Below are 17,192 nucleotides of genomic sequence, written 5' to 3'. Positions count from 1 at the left end.
ACCATGGAACACGCACCTTTGAGCAAGCTCTTGCCAGCCCGCACGCGCAAACAGGGCCATTTTCGCAAGCCGCTGATTACAACGCCTTTCCAGCCGCGTCTCGAAGCCCTGATGCAGAGCGAGGAATGGTACGCCTGGGGCGGCTACAAGGCGCCCATGTCGCTTTGGGACGAGGAACTCGAATATTTCGCGATCCGCAGCCAGGCCGCATTGTTCGATATTTCGCCCATGGTGAAATATCGCATCGATGGCCCCGATGCGGAGGCCTATCTCGATCGCCTGACGTTGCGCCATGTGACCAGGCTCAAGCCGGGGCGCGTCCACTATACCGCCTGGTGCGACGACGAGGGGCATGTGTTGGACGATGGCACTCTTTTCCGGCTGGCGCAAAACCGGTTCCGCCTATGCTGTCAGGAGCGACATCTGCCCTGGCTCCTCGATAGCGCGATCGGCTTCGACGTCACCGTTGCCGAGGAGACGGAAGCGGTGGCGGCACTGGCGTTGCAGGGCCCTGCTTCGTTCGCGGTGTTGCGTGACGCAGGTTTCGAAGGGGTCGAAGGGCTCAAGGTTTTTGATCTTGCCGAATTCTCTCATGAGACCGGTACTGTCACCATATCGCGCACGGGATTCACGGGCGATCTTGGCTACGAACTCTTCATCGAGGCAAAGGCGGCGCTCAGCCTTTGGGACCGGCTGTTCCGTGCCGGCGAGCGACGGGGCCTTCGAGCGATAGGCTATGCGGCGCTCAATCGTGCGCGCATCGAAGCGGGCTTGATCGTTGCCAATGCCGACTTCATCACCGCCGACCACGCGCTGCGCGCTGATCGCACGCGCATGCCGGACGAGATCGGCCTCGGCTTCATGATCGACTTTAAGAAGGGCCATTTCAACGGCCGCAAGGCAATCGAGCGAGCGCGGTTCAAGAAGCAGTTGCGCCATGTCCTCGTTGGGCTGGAAATCGAAGGCAACATCCCGGCCGAACATGCAATCGTCTATCACAAGGGCAAGCGTGAAGTCGGTCTTGTCAGTGCCGCCATCTGGTCACCCCTTGCCAAGCGCAATATTGCGATCGCGAGTCTCGAACGGCCCTATGGCGATACGGTTACCGATGATCTCTGGGTCGAGATCTATGCGATGCGCGAACTGCGCTACGAAAAGATGATGAAGCGCGCCAAGGTCGTGGCGAGGCCGTTCATCAAGCTCGACCGGCGCACGGCCAATCCGCCCGGGGATTTCTGATGCATGGGTCTGGCGAGGAGGCGCGCGAGCAATTTGCCCTGCTCAATACGCCGCTCGGACAGAAATGGTCAGGCCGCGCCCGCTACGCTGCCGCCATGTATTTCAACAAACGCGGCGAATTGAGCGATGAGGCCCTCGAGATATACCGGATTTGCGCGCGGATGGATGGTGAAGACCCGATTGCCGTTCTGAAATCCCAGCATGTAGGCATCGCCTGGCTCAACAGGCTCAATGAAGCATACGAGTAGTATTAATGTCACTAACCAAGAAAATATCAAGCAAGAGGCGTTCAAACCGAGACGAGGCAATTGCATTCATCAAGCATATCGAAATACTTCCGTGACGCGAGTTCGTCACGGGGAAATGACACTCCGGTACCAGGACTGACGGAAAGGGGAACTTTCGCATGAATATAAAGAGCTTGCTTCTCGGCTCAGCCGCCGCCCTCATAAGTGCATCGGGCGCCTATGCCGCCGATGCTGTCGTGGTCGCCGAACCGGAACCGGTCGAATATGTCCGCGTTTGCGACGCCTATGGCGCCGGGTTTTTCTACATACCTGGAACCGAGACCTGCCTGAAGATCGACGGCTATGTCCGCTACGATGCCGCCGGCGGCGATGATCCATATGACGGCACCAATGTCGGCGCCGACGACAACGAAACCTGGTACAAGAAGACACGTGCCGAAATTCGGTTTGATGCCCGTTCCGAAACCGAACTCGGCACCTTGCGTTCCTATGCCGAAACCCGTGTAGAATTCGAAAACGGATCGGATATCGGCGCGACCCTTTCCCAGGCCTTCATCGAACTCGGTGGCTTTCGCATCGGCACGGCCGACGAACTCTTCGGTTCGTGGACCAATTATGCCGGCAACATCATCAATGACGATGTGATCAACTATCAGTCCGGCGAGAGCAATCAGGTCAGCTACACGTTTACGGGCGGCAACGGCTTCTCCGCCATGATCGGCGCCGAACAGGGCCAGGATGACGTCACCGGTCTCGGCGGCAACTACGTCATTGAAGATTATATGCCGCATGTCCTGGCGGGCGCGAAATGGGAACAGAACTGGGGCGGCATTTCCGGCGTCGCCGGCTATGATTCAAACGTTGAGGAATTCGCGGGTAAGTTGCGCCTTGATGTAAAGTTCAGTGAGACGTTCTCAGCTTTCGTCATGGGCGGCTACCAGTCGGACTATGATGACAATTTTGATCCGGATACGGGCGACGTCGATCCCAACAATCGCAACTGGTTCGGCACCTGGGAAGGCGATTGGGCTGCCTGGGCCGGCGTTACCGCAGCTCTCACGGACAAGGCAAACCTCAACGGCCAGGCTGCTTATGAATCGGAAGGGACCTGGGCGCTGGCCGCCAACGTCGAATACACGCTGGTCCCCGGCTTGGTCATCACGCCGGAAATCAACTACACGAAGTTTGACGGCGCGCGCCGGGCATTTTCCGAGGCCAATGGCGGCGGCGACGACGCGCTCGGCGGAACGATCCGTTTCCAGCGCAACTTCTAACGCTCGATTGTCGATGAATTGGAAACGGCCCCGTTGGGGCCGTTTTTCTTGGGGCCAACCCGGCGTTCTCCGGCCTGAACGCGAGCGTCAGCGAAAACCCTGTTGTTTGTCCGAAAACTGCAATATGCTGCATATCAAGACATTCAAGTTTCAGGACATCGATATGCACACCATCGGTTTCGTCGTCTTCCCTGACTTTCAAGTCATGGGATTTGCTGCGCTCACTGCATTCGAGATCGCCAATCTCACGGTCAACGAGCCGGTGTACACCATCAGCCTGCTCTCCGAGACCGGCGGCATGGTGCGTGCCTCGGCCGGCTTCAATGTGGAGACGGAGCCCTTCGGCAAGTCGACCTTTGACACGGTCATCTTCGGTGCCGGGACGTCATTGCAACCGGCAACCCCAGGGCTCCTCGACTTTGTGCAGAAATCGACGCAGACATCGCGCCGGATTGCCGCGCCATGCCTCGGCGCCTTTACGCTTGCCGAGGCAGGCATCCTCGATGATCGGCGGGCGACGACGCATTGGGCCTTCGCCCGCGAACTTCATAACCGCTTTCCCCGGGTGAAGGTGGAAGAGGACCGTATTTTCATAATCGATGGCCCTGTCTGGACCTCTGCCGGCATGACCGCTGGCATCGATCTGGCATTAGCGATGGTCGAGAAGGATCTCGGTGCTGAAGTAGCGCGCACAGTCGCCCGAAAACTTGTTGTGTATCATCGCCGTGCCGGGGGCCAGTCGCAGTTTTCCGCTTTGCTCGAGCTTGATCCGAAATCTGATCGCATCCAGAAGGCTGTCGATTTCGCCAAGCAGAACCTCAAGACAGACCTTTCGGTCGAAGATCTGGCGGATGCGGCGAACTTGAGTCCGCGCCAGTTCAGCCGGGCATTTCGCGCGGAAACCGGTCAGTCGCCTGCGAAGGCTGTCGAAAATCTGCGTGTGGAAACCGCGCGCCTGCTGATGGAGCAAGGCCGTCTCTCCATGGATATGATCGCAAATGAGACCGGCTTTGCCGATCGCGAGCGGATGCGCCGGGCGTTTCTGCGCGCTTTCGGCCAGCCTCCGCAGGCCATGCGGCGGATCTCCAGACTTTCCGCCTGAGCCGATCCAAAAAGCCGCTTCAGGTTCAGCAATCTCCGAGCGAACAAATGTGCTTTGGAGGGGCTAGATTGCGCAACCCTTGAGAAAGATTTCGGCGCACATTTTTGCGCGGGCGACAATTTCTTCGCTCTGCGGCGCGGGTTCCTGGCGCAGCATCGCTGCCCGCTGCGGCTCCATCACCATCATTCCGCGCAGCATACCGCTCGCGGCATGTGGATCGGTGAGCGCTATTCGCCCCCGCTTGATCTGATCGCGGAGCCAGGCCTCCATCACCGTATTCGTTTTGACGATTGCCCGCTCATAGAACGATGCCGCGAGCTCGGGAAACCGGTCGGATTCGCCAATGACAAGCCGGATAATATCAATCGTATCGTGCGAGAGCGTCAGCATGCCGTAGGCCGTCAGAATGCGTTCGAGACCTTCTCTCATATCCTCGTTTGCGTGCGCATCGGGATTGACCGCAAGGAAAAAGCGACCGATTCGATCGGAAATCATACAGGCAAACAGATCCGCCTTGGTGGGAAAAAGCCGGTAAAGGGTCTTGGTGGAAACGCCTGCGTTTTGCGCGATCACGCTGATGCTCGCAGCGGCGTAGCCGCTCTCATGAAACTGCGCATTGGCAGCTTCGATGATGAGGCTCTTCGTATCATCATCGCAACGGATTTGCGGGCGGCCCCGGGGGCGCTTCTCGATCTTGTGAATTACGACCATGATCATTTTCCAAAATATGATTGACAAGTGATTTATAGAGCGTATTTTGGAAAACATCAAGTTTCCTAAATCGAAATTATCGACAAAGGCCGCAGCCCGATGTGACGGCGACCCGTAAATTCGGAGATCAAAATGAGCAAGCTGCATGCCTTGAACAATAATGTCGCCAAGCCCGACGAAACTGCACCAACCGCGGAAGCCGGCAGGCCCGTACTCGTGCCAGACGTGATGCCGGCACCCGCGGCCAACGCAAAGCCGGCGCGAAAACGCGGCCGACGTCTGCTGTTCGGGACCGCCGCGATCGTCCTGCTGGCCGGCGGCGTCTACTACGGCCACAATTACTGGACGGTTGGCCGTTTCAACGTCGAAACTGACGACGCCTATGTCAAGGCGGACAATAGTTCGGTCGCTCCCAAAATCTCGGGCTACATCGCCGAAGTTCTGGTCAAGGACAACGAAACGGTGAAGGCCGGTCAGCCCCTCGCACGCATTGACGATCGCGATTTCAAGACCGCGCTCGAACAAGCGAAGGGCGATGTCGCTGCCGCCGAGGCGACGATCGAAGCAAAGCAAGCCTCGCTCGAGATTCAGGAGTCGGTCATCGCAGCCGCGCGAGCCACGGTCGATGTCGATCAGGCCAATGCAATCTTTGCCGAACAGAACAACAAGCGTTATGCGACGCTCGCAACCAGCGGCTATGGCAACATCCAGAATGCACAGCAGGCTGCCTCGCAGATCGCGGCGGCAAAGGCCACGGTCGTTCGCGATAGCGCTGCCCTGGACGCTGCGACCAAGCAGGTTGACCTGCTCAAGGCCGAACTTGCGCAGGCAAAGGCGGCTCTGGAGCATGATCTTGCTGTTCAACACCAGGCCGAACTCAACCTGTCCTATGCCACGATAATTGCGCCTGTCGATGGTGTCGTGGGCAACCGTACGCTGCGGGTCGGACAATATGTCCAGGCTGGAACGCAGCTCATGACGGTGGTGCCGACAGCTTCGGTCTACGTCATTGCCAATTACAAGGAAACGCAGCTTACCGATGTCCATGCGGGCCAGGCGGTCGATATCGACGTCGATATGTTTCCGGACCGGGTCTATCACGGTCACGTCGATAGCCTTGCTCCGGCGAGTGGACAGGAATTTGCGCTCCTGCCGCCGGACAATGCGACCGGCAACTTCACCAAGGTCGTGCAGCGCATTCCCGTGAAGATCGTCCTCGACGCCGATAGTGCCGCGGCCGGGGACCTGCGGCCCGGCATGTCCGTTCAACCAAGCATCGACACCAAGCCCGACGCTGCCCAGCGTCAGAGCCGTTGATGGCCGGCAGGAGGATCGTGTCATGTCTGCCGTCACATTCAACGCCCCAGCCGTGCCGCAGCCGCGCGCAAGCACAAAGGAGTGGATAGCCGTACTCGCCGGCATGATCGGCGCGTTCATGGCAATCCTCAACATCCAGATTACCAATGCATCGCTGCTCGATATCGAAGGCGGCATTGGCACCGGCGTCGATAACGGCGCCTGGATCTCGACGTCCTACCTCATCGGCGAAATCGTCGTCATCCCGCTTACGGCCTACTTCAGCAGCGTTTTTTCGTTTCGCCGCTACATGCTGGTGAACACGATATTATTCCCGCTGTTTTCAATCGCCTGTGCCTTCACGCATGATCTCGGCTCGATGATCGTCATGCGCGGCCTGCAGGGTTTTGCCGGCGGCGTGCTTATCCCCATGGCCTTCACCATGGTGCTGACGAAGCTGCCAAAGGCACAACAGCCGGTTGGCCTTGCGCTGTTCGCGCTGTCCGTCACTTTTGCTCCGGCGATTGGGCCGACGATCGGCGGCTACCTTACTGAGAATTACGGCTGGCAAACGATCTTCTTTATCAACGCGGTTCCGAGCGCCGTCATGGCGGTTGCCCTGGCGGCAACGTTGGACAAGGCGCCGATGCAGCTTCATCTGCTGAAGGAAGGCGACTGGGCCGGCATTTTCACGATGGCTGTCGGGCTATCGGCTCTGCAAACCGTGCTCGAAGAGGGCAACAAGGAGGACTGGTTCTCTTCGCCCTTCATCCTGAAGCTCAGCGCTGTCGCCGTCGTCTTTCTGGTGACTTTCATCTGGATTGAGTTAACGGTCGACAAACCCCTGGTGAAACTCAGCCTCTTGAAGCAGCGCAACTTCGCCATCGGTGTCGTCGTCAACGTTCTGGTCGGTGTCGCCCTGTTCGGCACCGTCTATATCCTGCCTCAATACCTCGGGCAGGTGCAGCGTTACAATGCCGAGCAGATCGGCAATGTCCTTGCCTGGACCGGTCTGCCGCAATTGCTGCTGATCCCGCTGGTACCGATGCTGATGAAACGTTTCGACGCCCGTTACATCGGCTTTCTCGGCATAAGCATCTTCGCTGTCAGCTGTTTCATGAACGTCATGCTTTCACCCGACAATGCCGGCGACCAATTCTGGATCCCGAACATTGTTCGTGCAATCGGGCAGGCGCTTGTCCTAACGCCGATCACTGCCATCACCACGGCCGGGATCGCCGCTGCCGACGCCGCTGCAGCATCGGGTTTGACGAACATGCTGCGCAATCTCGGCGGCGCGGTCGGTACGGCAACGCTCGGAACCGTTCTGACCAAGCGGGAACAGTTCCACTCGAACATCATCGGCCAGTCTGTGACCCTGGCGCGCGACGAGGTTCATCAGCGCCTCGACCAGTTGACGGGTTATTTCATCGCCCACGGCGTTTCCGATCACGCCCTGGCCGCCCAACAGGCCGTCGTCGTCCTTGGCCGGCTCGTCAAGCGACAGGCGTTGATCCTCGGCTTCGGCGACACCTTTGCGGTTATTGGCGTCCTGCTTGCTATTGCGGCAATTGCCCTATTGTTCGCCGAAAAGCCGAAAGGCCCTGCAGCGGCCGGCGCACACTGAAGGCTGCCAATGCCTCGCGCCTTGCCAATTGCGCGCAGGGCCATTAACTCGTGGCATGGCATTTACACTGCGGCAACTGCAATATTTCGTAGCGGTGGCGGAGCAAGGCTCCGTCACCAGAGCAGCACAGAATCTTTCCATATCGCAGTCATCCATCACCGAAGCAGTGAAGGAACTTGAAAACGACCTTGGCGTCGAACTTTTCGAGAGGCATCCGCGCGGGCTTGATATCACCTATAACGGGCACCAGTTCCTGCGGCACGCGACGAAGATCCTCGCCGACGTTTCCGATGCGCGCCGGTCTTTTTCCAACGATGCGCCAGCCATGGGTGGAAAGCTGCACCTTGGCGTCACCTCGCTGGTGGCAGGGTATGTGCTGTCCGACCTGCTTGCCCGGTTTCGCCGTGCCAGTCCCGGCGTCGAAGTGAGCGCCATCGAGGACAATGGTTCCTATCTCGAACATCTGCTCATCGGAGGCGAGTTGGACGTCGCCGTGATGGTGATCTCCAACCTGCGCGATCGGATGGCGCTACAGGCTGAAATTATCGAGACCTCGCCTTATCGATTGTGGCTGCCCCTCGGGCATCCGCTGGTCAGCGCCGACATCATTTCGATCAACGATATCGCCAAGGAGCCGTTGATCATGCTGACCGTCGACGAAATCGAGGAGAATACCGGCAAGCTTTTGACCGCTCTTGGTGCCCGTCCGCACGTGGCCTTTCGCACGCGCTCGGTTGAAGCCGTGCGCAGTCTCGTGGCGACGGGTGCTGGCATCGCCCTTCTTCCCGATCTCGTGTACCGCCCGTGGTCACTGGAAGGCGACCGCATCGAAAGCCGCGACGTTTCGGGCGCCCTCCCCGTCGTGCAGGTCGGCATGGTCTGGCGCAAGGGCTCGAGCCTGCCGCAGGCGGCGCGGGATTTCGTCGGCATAGCCGAAGCGCTTCGTAGCGGGCGCACCCGTTAACATTGGCGATATCGGAATTTCCGATACCTACCTTCTCGTAAATGAATTTGCGAATGCAGCGAAACAGAGGCAGTCTCTTCTCAGGGAACATGGCTCGCAAAATCGCAGCCGAATCGGGGAGATTCGAACATGAAGCAGCTACTCAAATCCTGCACCGCGCTGACGCTTTCGCTGGTGTTCGCGACACAGGTCATGGCGCAGGAAGCGCTGAAGGAACTCGGCAAAGGTGAAGGTGAAGTTTCGATCGTCGCCTGGCCGGGCTATATCGAACGCGGCGACACAGACAAGAACTACGACTGGGTGACCGGCTTCGAGAAGGAAACCGGCTGCAAGGTCACCGTCAAGACGGCGGCCACATCCGACGAGATGGTAGCGTTGATGAACGAAGGCGGCTTCGATCTTGTGACCGCATCCGGAGATTCGACACGGCGCCTGATCGCAGGCAAGCGGGTCCAACCAATCAACACGGACCTCATCCCGAGCTGGAAGACCATCGACGAGCGCATGCAAAATGCGCCATGGCATACGATTGATGGCGTCCATTACGGCGTCCCCTATGTCTGGGGCCCGAATATCCTCATGTACAATACGGATGTTTTCAAGGACAAGGCACCGACGAGCTGGAGCGTGGTGTTCGAGGAAATGAATCTGCCGGACGGGAAGTCCAACAAGGGCCGCATTCAGGCTTACGACGGTCCAATCCACATCGCCGACGCTGCCAACTACCTGATGTTCCACAAGCCCGAGCTTGGCATCAAGGATCCCTATGAATTGAATGAGGATCAATACAAGGCGGCGCTCGACATCTTGCGCGTCCAGCGCACGCTCGCCGGCCGCTACTGGCACGATGCGATGGTACAGGTTGACGATTTCAAGAATGAGGGTGTTGTCGCATCGGGATCCTGGCCGTTCCAGGTCAATCTTCTGAAAGGCGAGAAACAGCCGGTCGCATCGGTTTTCCCTGAGGAGGGAACGACAGGCTGGGCCGATACGACCATGCTGCACGCTGACAGCAAGCACCCCAACTGCGCCTATATGTGGATCGAACATTCACTTTCGCCCAAGGTGCAGGGTGACGTTTCGGCATGGTTCGGCGCCAATCCTTCGGTCGGTGCTGCCTGCAAGGGCAATGAACTGCTGACGGAGGAGGGCTGCACCGCCAACGGCTATAACGACTTCGCCAAGATCAAGTTCTGGAAGACGCCGGTTGCCAAGTGTGAATCACAGGGCCAATGCATTCCCTACAACCGCTGGGTCTCGGATTATATCGCCGTCATTGGCGGACGCTGATACCGGTCACTGCCGCTACGCCGCTTGATGTTTGCAGATTTGTCGACCGGCCATGGACGCCGGTCGATCGCGAACTGCATAGGCTAGGCCCGGGCCAATCATACCCCAACTTGCTGGAGCAAGGCCATGACACCTGCTGTTCTATTCCAGAACGTATCCCGCCATTTCGGTGCCGTTCGTGCGGTAGATGCAGTTGATCTGACAGTCGCTGAAGGCGAGTTCTTCGCAATGCTTGGCCCATCGGGATCGGGCAAGACGACGTGCCTGCGGCTGATGGCCGGGTTCGAACAACCGACGAGCGGTCACATCGAGATCTTCGGAGAAACCGCCGAGGGCGTTCCACCTTACAAGCGCAGCGTCAACACGGTGTTTCAGGACTACGCACTGTTTCCGCACCTCAATATTCTCGACAACGTTGCCTACGGGCTCATGGTGAAGGGCGCAGGCAAGGACGAGCGGCGCAAGGCCGCGGAGGACGCCCTCGCCATGGTGAAGCTTCCCGGCTATGGCTCGCGGCGTCCGGGTCAGTTGTCGGGCGGTCAGCGCCAGCGCGTGGCGCTGGCGCGTGCGCTCGTAAACAAGCCGAAGGTACTTCTGCTTGACGAGCCTCTCGGCGCGCTCGATCTGAAGTTGCGCGAGCAGATGCAGGAGGAATTGAAGTCCCTGCAGAAGTCGCTTGGCATCACCTTTGTCTTCGTTACCCACGACCAAGGCGAGGCTTTGTCGATGGCCGACCGCATTGCTGTGTTCAATGACGGGAAAATTCAACAGCTTGGCACACCGGAGGAGGTGTACAAGCGACCGCAGACGCGCTTCGTCGCCGACTTCGTCGGTTCGTCGAACGTGCTGCCACCGGAATTCGTCAGCCAGTTTGGCGCTGCCAACCGCTATGCAAGCCTGCGCCCCGAAGCTATCACGCTCGGCCGCGCTGGCGACGGCAAGCTGGTGCTTGACGGCACCGTCGTGTCGCGCAGCTTCCTTGGTGCGACCAACCGCATCCTCGTCAGCGTCAATGGCACGCGCATCCACGTGATGAGCCCGGCCGCAGCGACGGTCCCCGCCGAAGGCGGGCGCGTAACATTGAGTTTCGACCGGGCCGATCTCCACCTGATGGACCAGGCGTCATGAGCGCCATCGCGCAACAACGATCAACCCTCACCGATCGCGGCAGGCTGAGCGGGCGGCTCTCGGACTTCCTGTGGAAGCATCCGCATGTTTTGCTCATGCTCCTGCTCGCCCCGCCGCTGCTGTGGCTCGGCATAATCTATCTCGGTTCCCTCTTTGCGCTCCTGCTGCAAAGCTTCTTTTCCATTGACGACTACTCCGGGCTTATCAACTACCAGTTTACACTCGCCACATATGGCCAGTTGCTCAACGAAGCCAACCTGGACATCATCCTCCGGACGGTTCTCATGGCTTCGATCGTGACGCTGGTTTCGGCGGTCATTGCCTTTCCCATCGCCTACTATGCTGCGCGCTATGCGCAAGGAAAATGGAAGGCCTTCTTCTACCTCGGCGTGATGTTGCCGCTCTGGTCGAGCTACCTCGTGAAGATCTATGCCTGGAAACTGATCCTCGCCAAGGAAGGCATCCTCACCTGGGTTCTGACCAAGCTCAATCTGATGTGGCTGCTCGACGCCTGGCTCTCCCTCCCGGTCATCGGCGGCAACTCCCTATCGGTCAGCTATACGGGGACGTTCATCGTCTTCGTCTATGTCTGGATGCCGTTCATGATCCTCCCGATCCAGGCAGCGCTCGAACGCGTGCCCGGCAACCTAATCGAAGCTTCTTCCGACCTTGGGGCCACGCCGCAACAAACCTTCCGCCATGTCCTTTTCCCGCTTGCCCTTCCCGGAATCGTTGCTGGCTCGATCTTCACCTTCTCGCTGACGCTCGGCGACTACATCATTCCGCAGATCATTGGTTCGTCGCGCCTGTTTATTGGACAGGCGGTCTATGCGCAGCAGGGCACGGCGGGCAACATACCGCTGGCAGCGGCGTTCACCGTTGTTCCTATCGTGATCATGGGCTTCTATCTCTGGATGGCGCGGCGCATGGGGGCATTCGATGCGCTCTGATCGCTCTGCTCCGCTCGGACTGAAGATCGCTGCCGGTTGCGGCCTCCTCTTCCTGCATGTGCCGCTGCTTCTGATCTTTCTCTATGCCTTCACGACCGAAGACAAGAGCTACCAGTTCCCGCCGCCCGGCCTGACCCTCCAATGGTTCGCTGTCACCTGGGAGCGGCCCGATGTCTGGCAGGCGCTGTTTCTCTCCGTGCGTGTCGCGACGGTATCGACTATACTGGCGCTAATTCTCGGCACGCTTTGCGCCGCCGCCGTGAGCCAGACGCGCTTCTTCGGCCGCGAGACAATTTCGCTCCTCGTCATCCTGCCGATCGCGCTGCCCGGCATCATCACCGGCATTGCGCTGCGTTCCGCCTTCAGCCTGGCCGATATACCCTTCTCGTTCTGGACCATCGTCCTTGGTCACGCGACCTTCTGCATCGTCGTCGTCTACAACAATGCAGTGGCCCGCTTCCGCCGCGTTTCCGGCTCGCTGATGGAAGCATCGATGGACCTCGGCGCCAACGGCTTCCAGACGTTCCGCTACATCATCCTGCCGAACATCGGAACCGCCCTGTTGGCCGGGGGCATGCTCGCTTTCGCCCTGTCGTTCGACGAGGTGATCGTCACCACCTTTACCGGTGGCCAACAATCGACACTGCCGATCTGGATGCTGCAGGAGCTTATTCGTCCGCGCCAGAGGCCCGTCACCAACGTCGTGGCAATGGTTGTGGTGCTCGTGACGTTCCTGCCGATCCTTGCCGCCTATTACCTCACACGTGACGGCGACCAGATCGCCGGTTCAGGCAAATAATAAGACTATGGGAGAACATGTCATGGATACGCAATTGCTCATCGGGTCAAGGTTCGAAGCCGGAACGGAAACGGAGGAACAGATCCTCAACCCCAAGACCGGCGCCAGGATCATCGATCTCGCCGAGGCTTCCCACAGCCAGATCGACGCGGCGGTCGATGCTGCCGAACGAGCTTTCCTGGGCTGGTCGCGCACAACGCCGGCCGAGCGCGCGGGGTATCTTCTGAAGATTGCGGATGCGATCGAAGCGGAGGCGGACGGTTTTGCCGCGCTCGAAGCACTGAATTGCGGCAAGCCGATCAATGCGGTGCGCAACGATGAACTGCCGGCCATCATCGACTGCTGGCGGTTTTTTGCCGGAGCAGTTCGAACATTGACCTCCCCTGTTGCCGGAGAATATCTGCCCGGACATACCTCCATGATCCGCCGCGATGCGATCGGCATCGTCGGCTCGATTGCCCCATGGAATTATCCATTGATGATGATGGCCTGGAAGCTCGCGCCAGCGATCGCGGGGGGCAACACAGTCGTGTTCAAGCCATCGGAGCAGACACCGCTTACAGCCTTGAAAATGGCGCGCCTGCTCGCCGGAATATTGCCTGAAGGTGTCGTGAACATCATCCTTGGCCGCGGCGAGACCGTCGGCAACGCCCTTATCAACCATCCGAAGATCGCCATGGTTTCCATTACCGGTGACATTGCGACAGGCAAGAAAGTCTTGCAGGCGGCGGCCAAGACCGTCAAGCGCACCCATCTCGAGCTTGGCGGCAAAGCGCCGGTGATCGTATATGGAGACGCCGACCTTGAAGCCGTCGTCAATGGCATCCGCACGTTCGGCTACTACAATGCCGGCCAGGACTGCACTGCGGCCTGCCGCATCTACGCGCAGGACAGCATTTATGAGCGCCTTGTAGCCGACCTGTCTTCGGCGGTGTCGACAATCCGCTATAACGACCCTGATGACACGGTCAACGAGATCGGGCCGCTGATCTCGGGACGCCAGCGCGACCGGGTTGCGAGCTTCGTCGAACGGGCAACTGAACAGAAGCACATCGAGATCACGACGGGCGGCGGCCCCGGCAGCACCAATGGATTTTTCTTTCAGCCGACGGTGGTCGCCGGCGCCACGCAGGAAGACGAAATCGTGCGCCGGGAAGTGTTCGGACCGGTCGTTTCCGTGACACGGTTCAAAGAGGACGAGCAGGCAGTTAGCTGGGCCAATGACAGCGATTACGGTCTGGCGTCGTCGGTCTGGACTCGCGACATCACCAAGGCGATGCAGGCAGCATCACGCCTGCAGTATGGCTGCACCTGGATCAACACGCATTTCATGCTCACCAACGAGATGCCGCATGGCGGCGTGAAGCAGTCAGGCTACGGCAAGGACATGTCCGTCTATGCGCTGGAGGACTATACGGCCGTGCGCCACATCATGATCAATCATGGGTAAGGCCTTGCGCCTTGTAAAAAAAGAAGCGGGGCCAAGGGTCGGCCCCGCCGCGTCGATCAGCTGCGGATGAATGCGAGAAGGTCCGCGTTGATTGTCTCCGCGTGCGTCGTCGGCATGCCGTGCGGGAAGCCCTTGTAGGTCTTGAGCGTTCCATTCTGCAAAAGCTTTGCCGACAAAGGAGCAGAATCGGCATAAGGAACGATCTGGTCGTCGTCGCCGTGCATCACGAGTACCGGGACCTTGATCTTCTTCAGATCTTCGGTGAAATCGGTCTGCGAGAAGGCGACGATGCCGTCATAATGCGCCTTGGCGCCGCCCATCATGCCCTGACGCCACCAGTTCTGAATCACGGCCTCCGACACATTTGCGCCGGGTCTGTTGTAGCCGTAGAACGGGCCGGCGGCTATCGCACGATAGAAATCGCTGCGGCCTGCGGCGAGCTGCTTCTGGAAGTCGTCGAATACATCCTTCGGCAGTCCGCCGGGGTTGGCGTCGGTCTTGACCATGAGCGGCGGGACGGCACTCAGGATCGCCGCCTTGGCTACCCGGCTTTCGCCATGACGCGCAATATAGTGCACGACTTCCCCGCCGCCGGTGGAATGGCCGACGTGAATGGCGTTCTTCAGGTCGAGCTTTTCGGTCAATGCAGCAAGATCATCGGCATAATGATCCATGTCGTGGCCGTCGCTCACCTGACTTGAACGCCCGTGACCGCGCCGATCATGGGCGATGACGCGAAAACCGTTGTTGGCGAAGAACATCATCTGCGCATCCCAATCGTCCGCCGATAGCGGCCACCCGTGGCTGAAGACGATGGGCTGCCCTGCTCCCCAGTCCTTGTAGAAAATCTCGACCCCATCCTTTGTGTTGATCGTTGGCATATCGCTCTCTCCTGACGGTTTGAATTGGACGGACGGAGGGTATTGCAGCCGCGCCCGAAAGCAAATGCCATCTAGACACAACTTATCGGGGAAATATTCCGATCGAAGTCAATCATTGGCTGCTCTACGTAGTTTTCTCGGCAGAGCCTAGGGTTAGTGCTGATTGCGGCGTGCTGATCCTCTCAATATTGTCGATATCTCAAGTTCCCCTCTCTAGACTTGAAACTTGGCCCGCCGCTGCTGCAAACCCCTGGCAGCGGCGGGCGCATTTGTTTCTAGCGTGAGGTGGCTTGTAGCAAGGGACGAGGCCTGCTGAATGGATCGCACGCAATCGTTTGGTACAGACATGCGCACTCTGCGTATCAGTGCGTCGTTGCGCCCCGTACCCGCCCCGGCGTCTCCCCGTAAGCCTTTTTGAAGGCCTTTATGAAGTGCCCCGCGGTCTCAAAGCCTACCTCAATGGCGATCTCGATCAGCGGCGCCTTGGTCTGCAGGAGCAGCGCCCGTGCGCGATGCAGTCTCAACGCCATATAGGCCTGGGCGGGCGAGCGGCCTGTCTTTTCATGGAAGAGACGCTCCAATTGGCGACGCGAGATGCCGACAGACGCTGCGAGGTCGGGGATGCTGATAATGTCCTCGACATGCCGTTCCATGGTGATCAGGATCGACTTCAGGCGATCGTCGCTGCAGTCGATATCCAGCGGCCTGCGCGGCTGAATATCCAGCGCAGTTCGTGCCCGTTCTATCTGCAGCACTTCGAGCGCGTTGCGTTCGGCGTCCCTGCTGATCGACTGGCGCACGATCGACGCCGCCAGATCGGCGGCACTGGTGCCGCCAGCACATGATCCGCGCGCCTTGTCGAGGTTGTACAGTCGATCCGAACGTACCGCCAGATCAGGAAAGCGCTCCCTGAATGCCTGGTAGTGTAGCCAGCTGACGCACGTCTCATGATGATCCATCAATCCGGCTTCCGCTAGAATGAACGATCCGGTGCACACGCCGATCAGAGGCACCTTTTGCAGATCTGCCCGCTTGAGGAAAGCGATCGTGTCGTTGTCGATGGGGCGTTCTACGGTCAACAGCCCCCCGACCACCACGATGTAGCTGAACTGGCCGGGATCAACGAAATCCGACGTCGGAGCCACCTCGACGCCGCAACTTGACGTGATCAGATGCCGGGTGCTGCCGAGCACCTGCCAGTCGGCATGCACCCGTCCAGAACGGTCGAGCTCATCGCTTGCCAGCCGCAACGTATCGACGAACATGGCAAAGGCCGACAGAGTGAAGGAACGCGCGAGCACGAAGCCGATTTTCAATCGCGCCGTCTCGGAGGTCAGGGGTCTCGCATTCATCCGTCAGTCCTTCTATGGCGTCGTCGATAATGCCTTGGCCTTGCGGTAAGCGGCATCAAGACCGGTGTCCACCGCGGCGTCAAAGCCCCCTTGCCGCATGGCAATGATGCCTGCCGCCGTCGTCCCCTTATAGTCCACGAACGATTTGACCGTCTCGGATGGCGATGCGCCGTTGAACTCCTGAAGCCGGCCAGCGCCAATGATCACCTGCTGTGCGGCGCGTCGCGCGACGTCAGGGGAAACACCCCGGGCGACCGCATGATTCATCATCGCTTCGGCGAGCAAGGCCGGGAATGCAGCGCCCGAACCCGACATGGCGGTGAAGTAATCAATGTGCTCCTCCTGGCTGACCGCGTCGACCACGCCGCAACTGCGGAACAGCCTCGCTATCGTATCGCTATCTCCGGGTTCAGGCGAATCGATGAAGAAGGGGGTATAGGAATAGCCGAGTTCTGCTGCCGCATTGGGCAGTGCGCGGGCTACCCTGTTGCTGCCGGTTCGTTGCTTGATGTCCTTGATCGTCACACCGGCCATTACCGACACCACTAATTTTCCCGCGGCGTCGATATCGACAGCATTCCAGTCGTTCGGCCGCACCGAGAGCACAATGACATCAGAATTATTTACGAGTTGCGTGTTGTCAGACGTCCAATGACAGCCGAGCGAATTTTCTGGTCGTCCGCTGCGGAACGAGCAAGTGAGCCGTTCAGACCCGACTGTTCCCGAACCGACAAGAGCTTTCGCTATGGCTGTTCCCAGCCACCCCGACCCTCCAATGATGCCTACGCGACCGATGTCAACCATGCGGGGACCTCCTTGCTTTCAAGCATCATACGCGATCTGCGGTTCCATGACCGCGACATATGGTTGTCGTCTTACGG

The 17,192-nt window shown here is 59.1% G+C and carries 16 protein-coding genes; 12 read left to right on the top strand and 4 right to left on the bottom strand.

The window, feature by feature from the left end; translation table 11 throughout:
* Positions 1 to 3: 3 nt before the first annotated feature.
* The 4 genes from BM074_RS19545 (at position 4) to BM074_RS19530 (ending at position 3,863) form a co-directional block, all read left to right on the top strand.
* Positions 4 to 1,239, top strand: a complete 1,236-nt coding sequence (locus BM074_RS19545) for an aminomethyl transferase family protein (protein ID WP_091924352.1) — start codon at positions 4 to 6, stop codon at positions 1,237 to 1,239.
* Entirely contained in the window at positions 1,239 to 1,487 is a 249-nt protein-coding gene (locus BM074_RS19540) for a hypothetical protein (RefSeq protein WP_091924349.1), read from the top strand. Before BM074_RS19545 ends, BM074_RS19540 begins: the two co-directional genes overlap by 1 nt.
* Positions 1,488 to 1,645: 158 nt before the next feature.
* Complete coding sequence (locus tag BM074_RS19535) at positions 1,646 to 2,761, top strand: porin (protein ID WP_027232651.1); 1,116 nt, start codon at positions 1,646 to 1,648, stop codon at positions 2,759 to 2,761.
* Between the two features lie 163 nt (positions 2,762 to 2,924).
* Positions 2,925 to 3,863, top strand: coding sequence for a GlxA family transcriptional regulator (locus tag BM074_RS19530; RefSeq protein WP_091924468.1), 939 nt, complete (start codon positions 2,925 to 2,927; stop codon positions 3,861 to 3,863).
* Between the two features lie 63 nt (positions 3,864 to 3,926).
* On the opposite strand, the gene BM074_RS19525 is transcribed toward BM074_RS19530, so the two are convergent.
* Positions 3,927 to 4,574: a TetR/AcrR family transcriptional regulator gene (locus tag BM074_RS19525; RefSeq protein ID WP_091924346.1), complete on the bottom strand. Its 648-nt coding sequence runs from the start codon at positions 4,572 to 4,574 to the stop codon at positions 3,927 to 3,929.
* Between the two features lie 126 nt (positions 4,575 to 4,700).
* Here BM074_RS19525 and BM074_RS19520 point away from each other — a divergent pair, with 126 nt between their 5' ends.
* The 8 genes from BM074_RS19520 to BM074_RS19485 all read left to right on the top strand — a co-directional run bounded on the left by BM074_RS19520 (position 4,701) and on the right by BM074_RS19485 (position 14,078).
* Positions 4,701 to 5,891 carry an HlyD family secretion protein gene (locus BM074_RS19520; protein ID WP_175499076.1) on the top strand — a complete coding sequence of 397 codons (1,191 nt, stop codon included), beginning with the start codon at positions 4,701 to 4,703 and terminating at the stop codon, positions 5,889 to 5,891.
* A 22-nt stretch (positions 5,892 to 5,913) separates the two neighbouring features.
* On the top strand, positions 5,914 to 7,497 hold the full coding sequence (locus BM074_RS19515; protein WP_091924340.1) for a DHA2 family efflux MFS transporter permease subunit: 1,584 nt from the start codon (positions 5,914 to 5,916) through the stop codon (positions 7,495 to 7,497).
* A gap of 55 nt (positions 7,498 to 7,552) precedes the next feature.
* Positions 7,553 to 8,461 carry a LysR family transcriptional regulator gene (locus BM074_RS19510; protein ID WP_027232656.1) on the top strand — a complete coding sequence of 303 codons (909 nt, stop codon included), beginning with the start codon at positions 7,553 to 7,555 and terminating at the stop codon, positions 8,459 to 8,461.
* Between the two features lie 129 nt (positions 8,462 to 8,590).
* Positions 8,591 to 9,751, top strand: coding sequence for an ABC transporter substrate-binding protein (locus tag BM074_RS19505; RefSeq protein ID WP_027232657.1), 1,161 nt, complete (start codon positions 8,591 to 8,593; stop codon positions 9,749 to 9,751).
* Positions 9,752 to 9,877: 126 nt separating this feature from the next.
* Positions 9,878 to 10,879: an ABC transporter ATP-binding protein gene (locus BM074_RS19500; RefSeq protein ID WP_091924337.1), complete on the top strand. Its 1,002-nt coding sequence runs from the start codon at positions 9,878 to 9,880 to the stop codon at positions 10,877 to 10,879.
* A complete protein-coding gene (locus BM074_RS19495; RefSeq protein ID WP_091924334.1) occupies positions 10,876 to 11,829 on the top strand; it encodes an ABC transporter permease in 954 nt (317 codons plus the stop codon). The genes BM074_RS19500 and BM074_RS19495 overlap by 4 nt, the downstream gene beginning before the upstream one ends.
* Complete coding sequence (locus tag BM074_RS19490; protein WP_091924331.1) at positions 11,819 to 12,628, top strand: ABC transporter permease; 810 nt, start codon at positions 11,819 to 11,821, stop codon at positions 12,626 to 12,628. Before BM074_RS19495 ends, BM074_RS19490 begins: the two co-directional genes overlap by 11 nt.
* Before the next feature lie 22 nt (positions 12,629 to 12,650).
* Entirely contained in the window at positions 12,651 to 14,078 is a 1,428-nt protein-coding gene (locus BM074_RS19485; RefSeq protein ID WP_091924329.1) for a gamma-aminobutyraldehyde dehydrogenase, read from the top strand.
* A gap of 56 nt (positions 14,079 to 14,134) precedes the next feature.
* On the opposite strand, the gene BM074_RS19480 is transcribed toward BM074_RS19485, so the two are convergent.
* From BM074_RS19480 to BM074_RS19470, 3 genes are all read right to left on the bottom strand, one after another.
* Positions 14,135 to 14,959 (bottom strand): alpha/beta fold hydrolase, encoded by an 825-nt coding sequence (locus BM074_RS19480; RefSeq protein ID WP_027232662.1) that lies wholly within the window; start codon positions 14,957 to 14,959, stop codon positions 14,135 to 14,137.
* Between the two features lie 362 nt (positions 14,960 to 15,321).
* Positions 15,322 to 16,311: a GlxA family transcriptional regulator gene (locus BM074_RS19475; protein ID WP_027232663.1), complete on the bottom strand. Its 990-nt coding sequence runs from the start codon at positions 16,309 to 16,311 to the stop codon at positions 15,322 to 15,324.
* Positions 16,312 to 16,323: 12 nt separating this feature from the next.
* A complete protein-coding gene (locus tag BM074_RS19470) occupies positions 16,324 to 17,115 on the bottom strand; it encodes a pyrroline-5-carboxylate reductase family protein (RefSeq protein WP_027232664.1) in 792 nt (263 codons plus the stop codon).
* Positions 17,116 to 17,192 lie beyond the last annotated feature (77 nt).

Origin of the sequence: Phyllobacterium sp. CL33Tsu (assembly GCF_900113985.1) — a bacterium.
In the GTDB taxonomy this organism is placed as follows: Bacteria; Pseudomonadota; Alphaproteobacteria; order Rhizobiales; family Rhizobiaceae; genus Phyllobacterium; species Phyllobacterium pellucidum.
The sequence above is the reverse complement of the archived record's forward strand: the minus strand, read 5'-3'. Positions and strand labels throughout refer to the sequence as shown.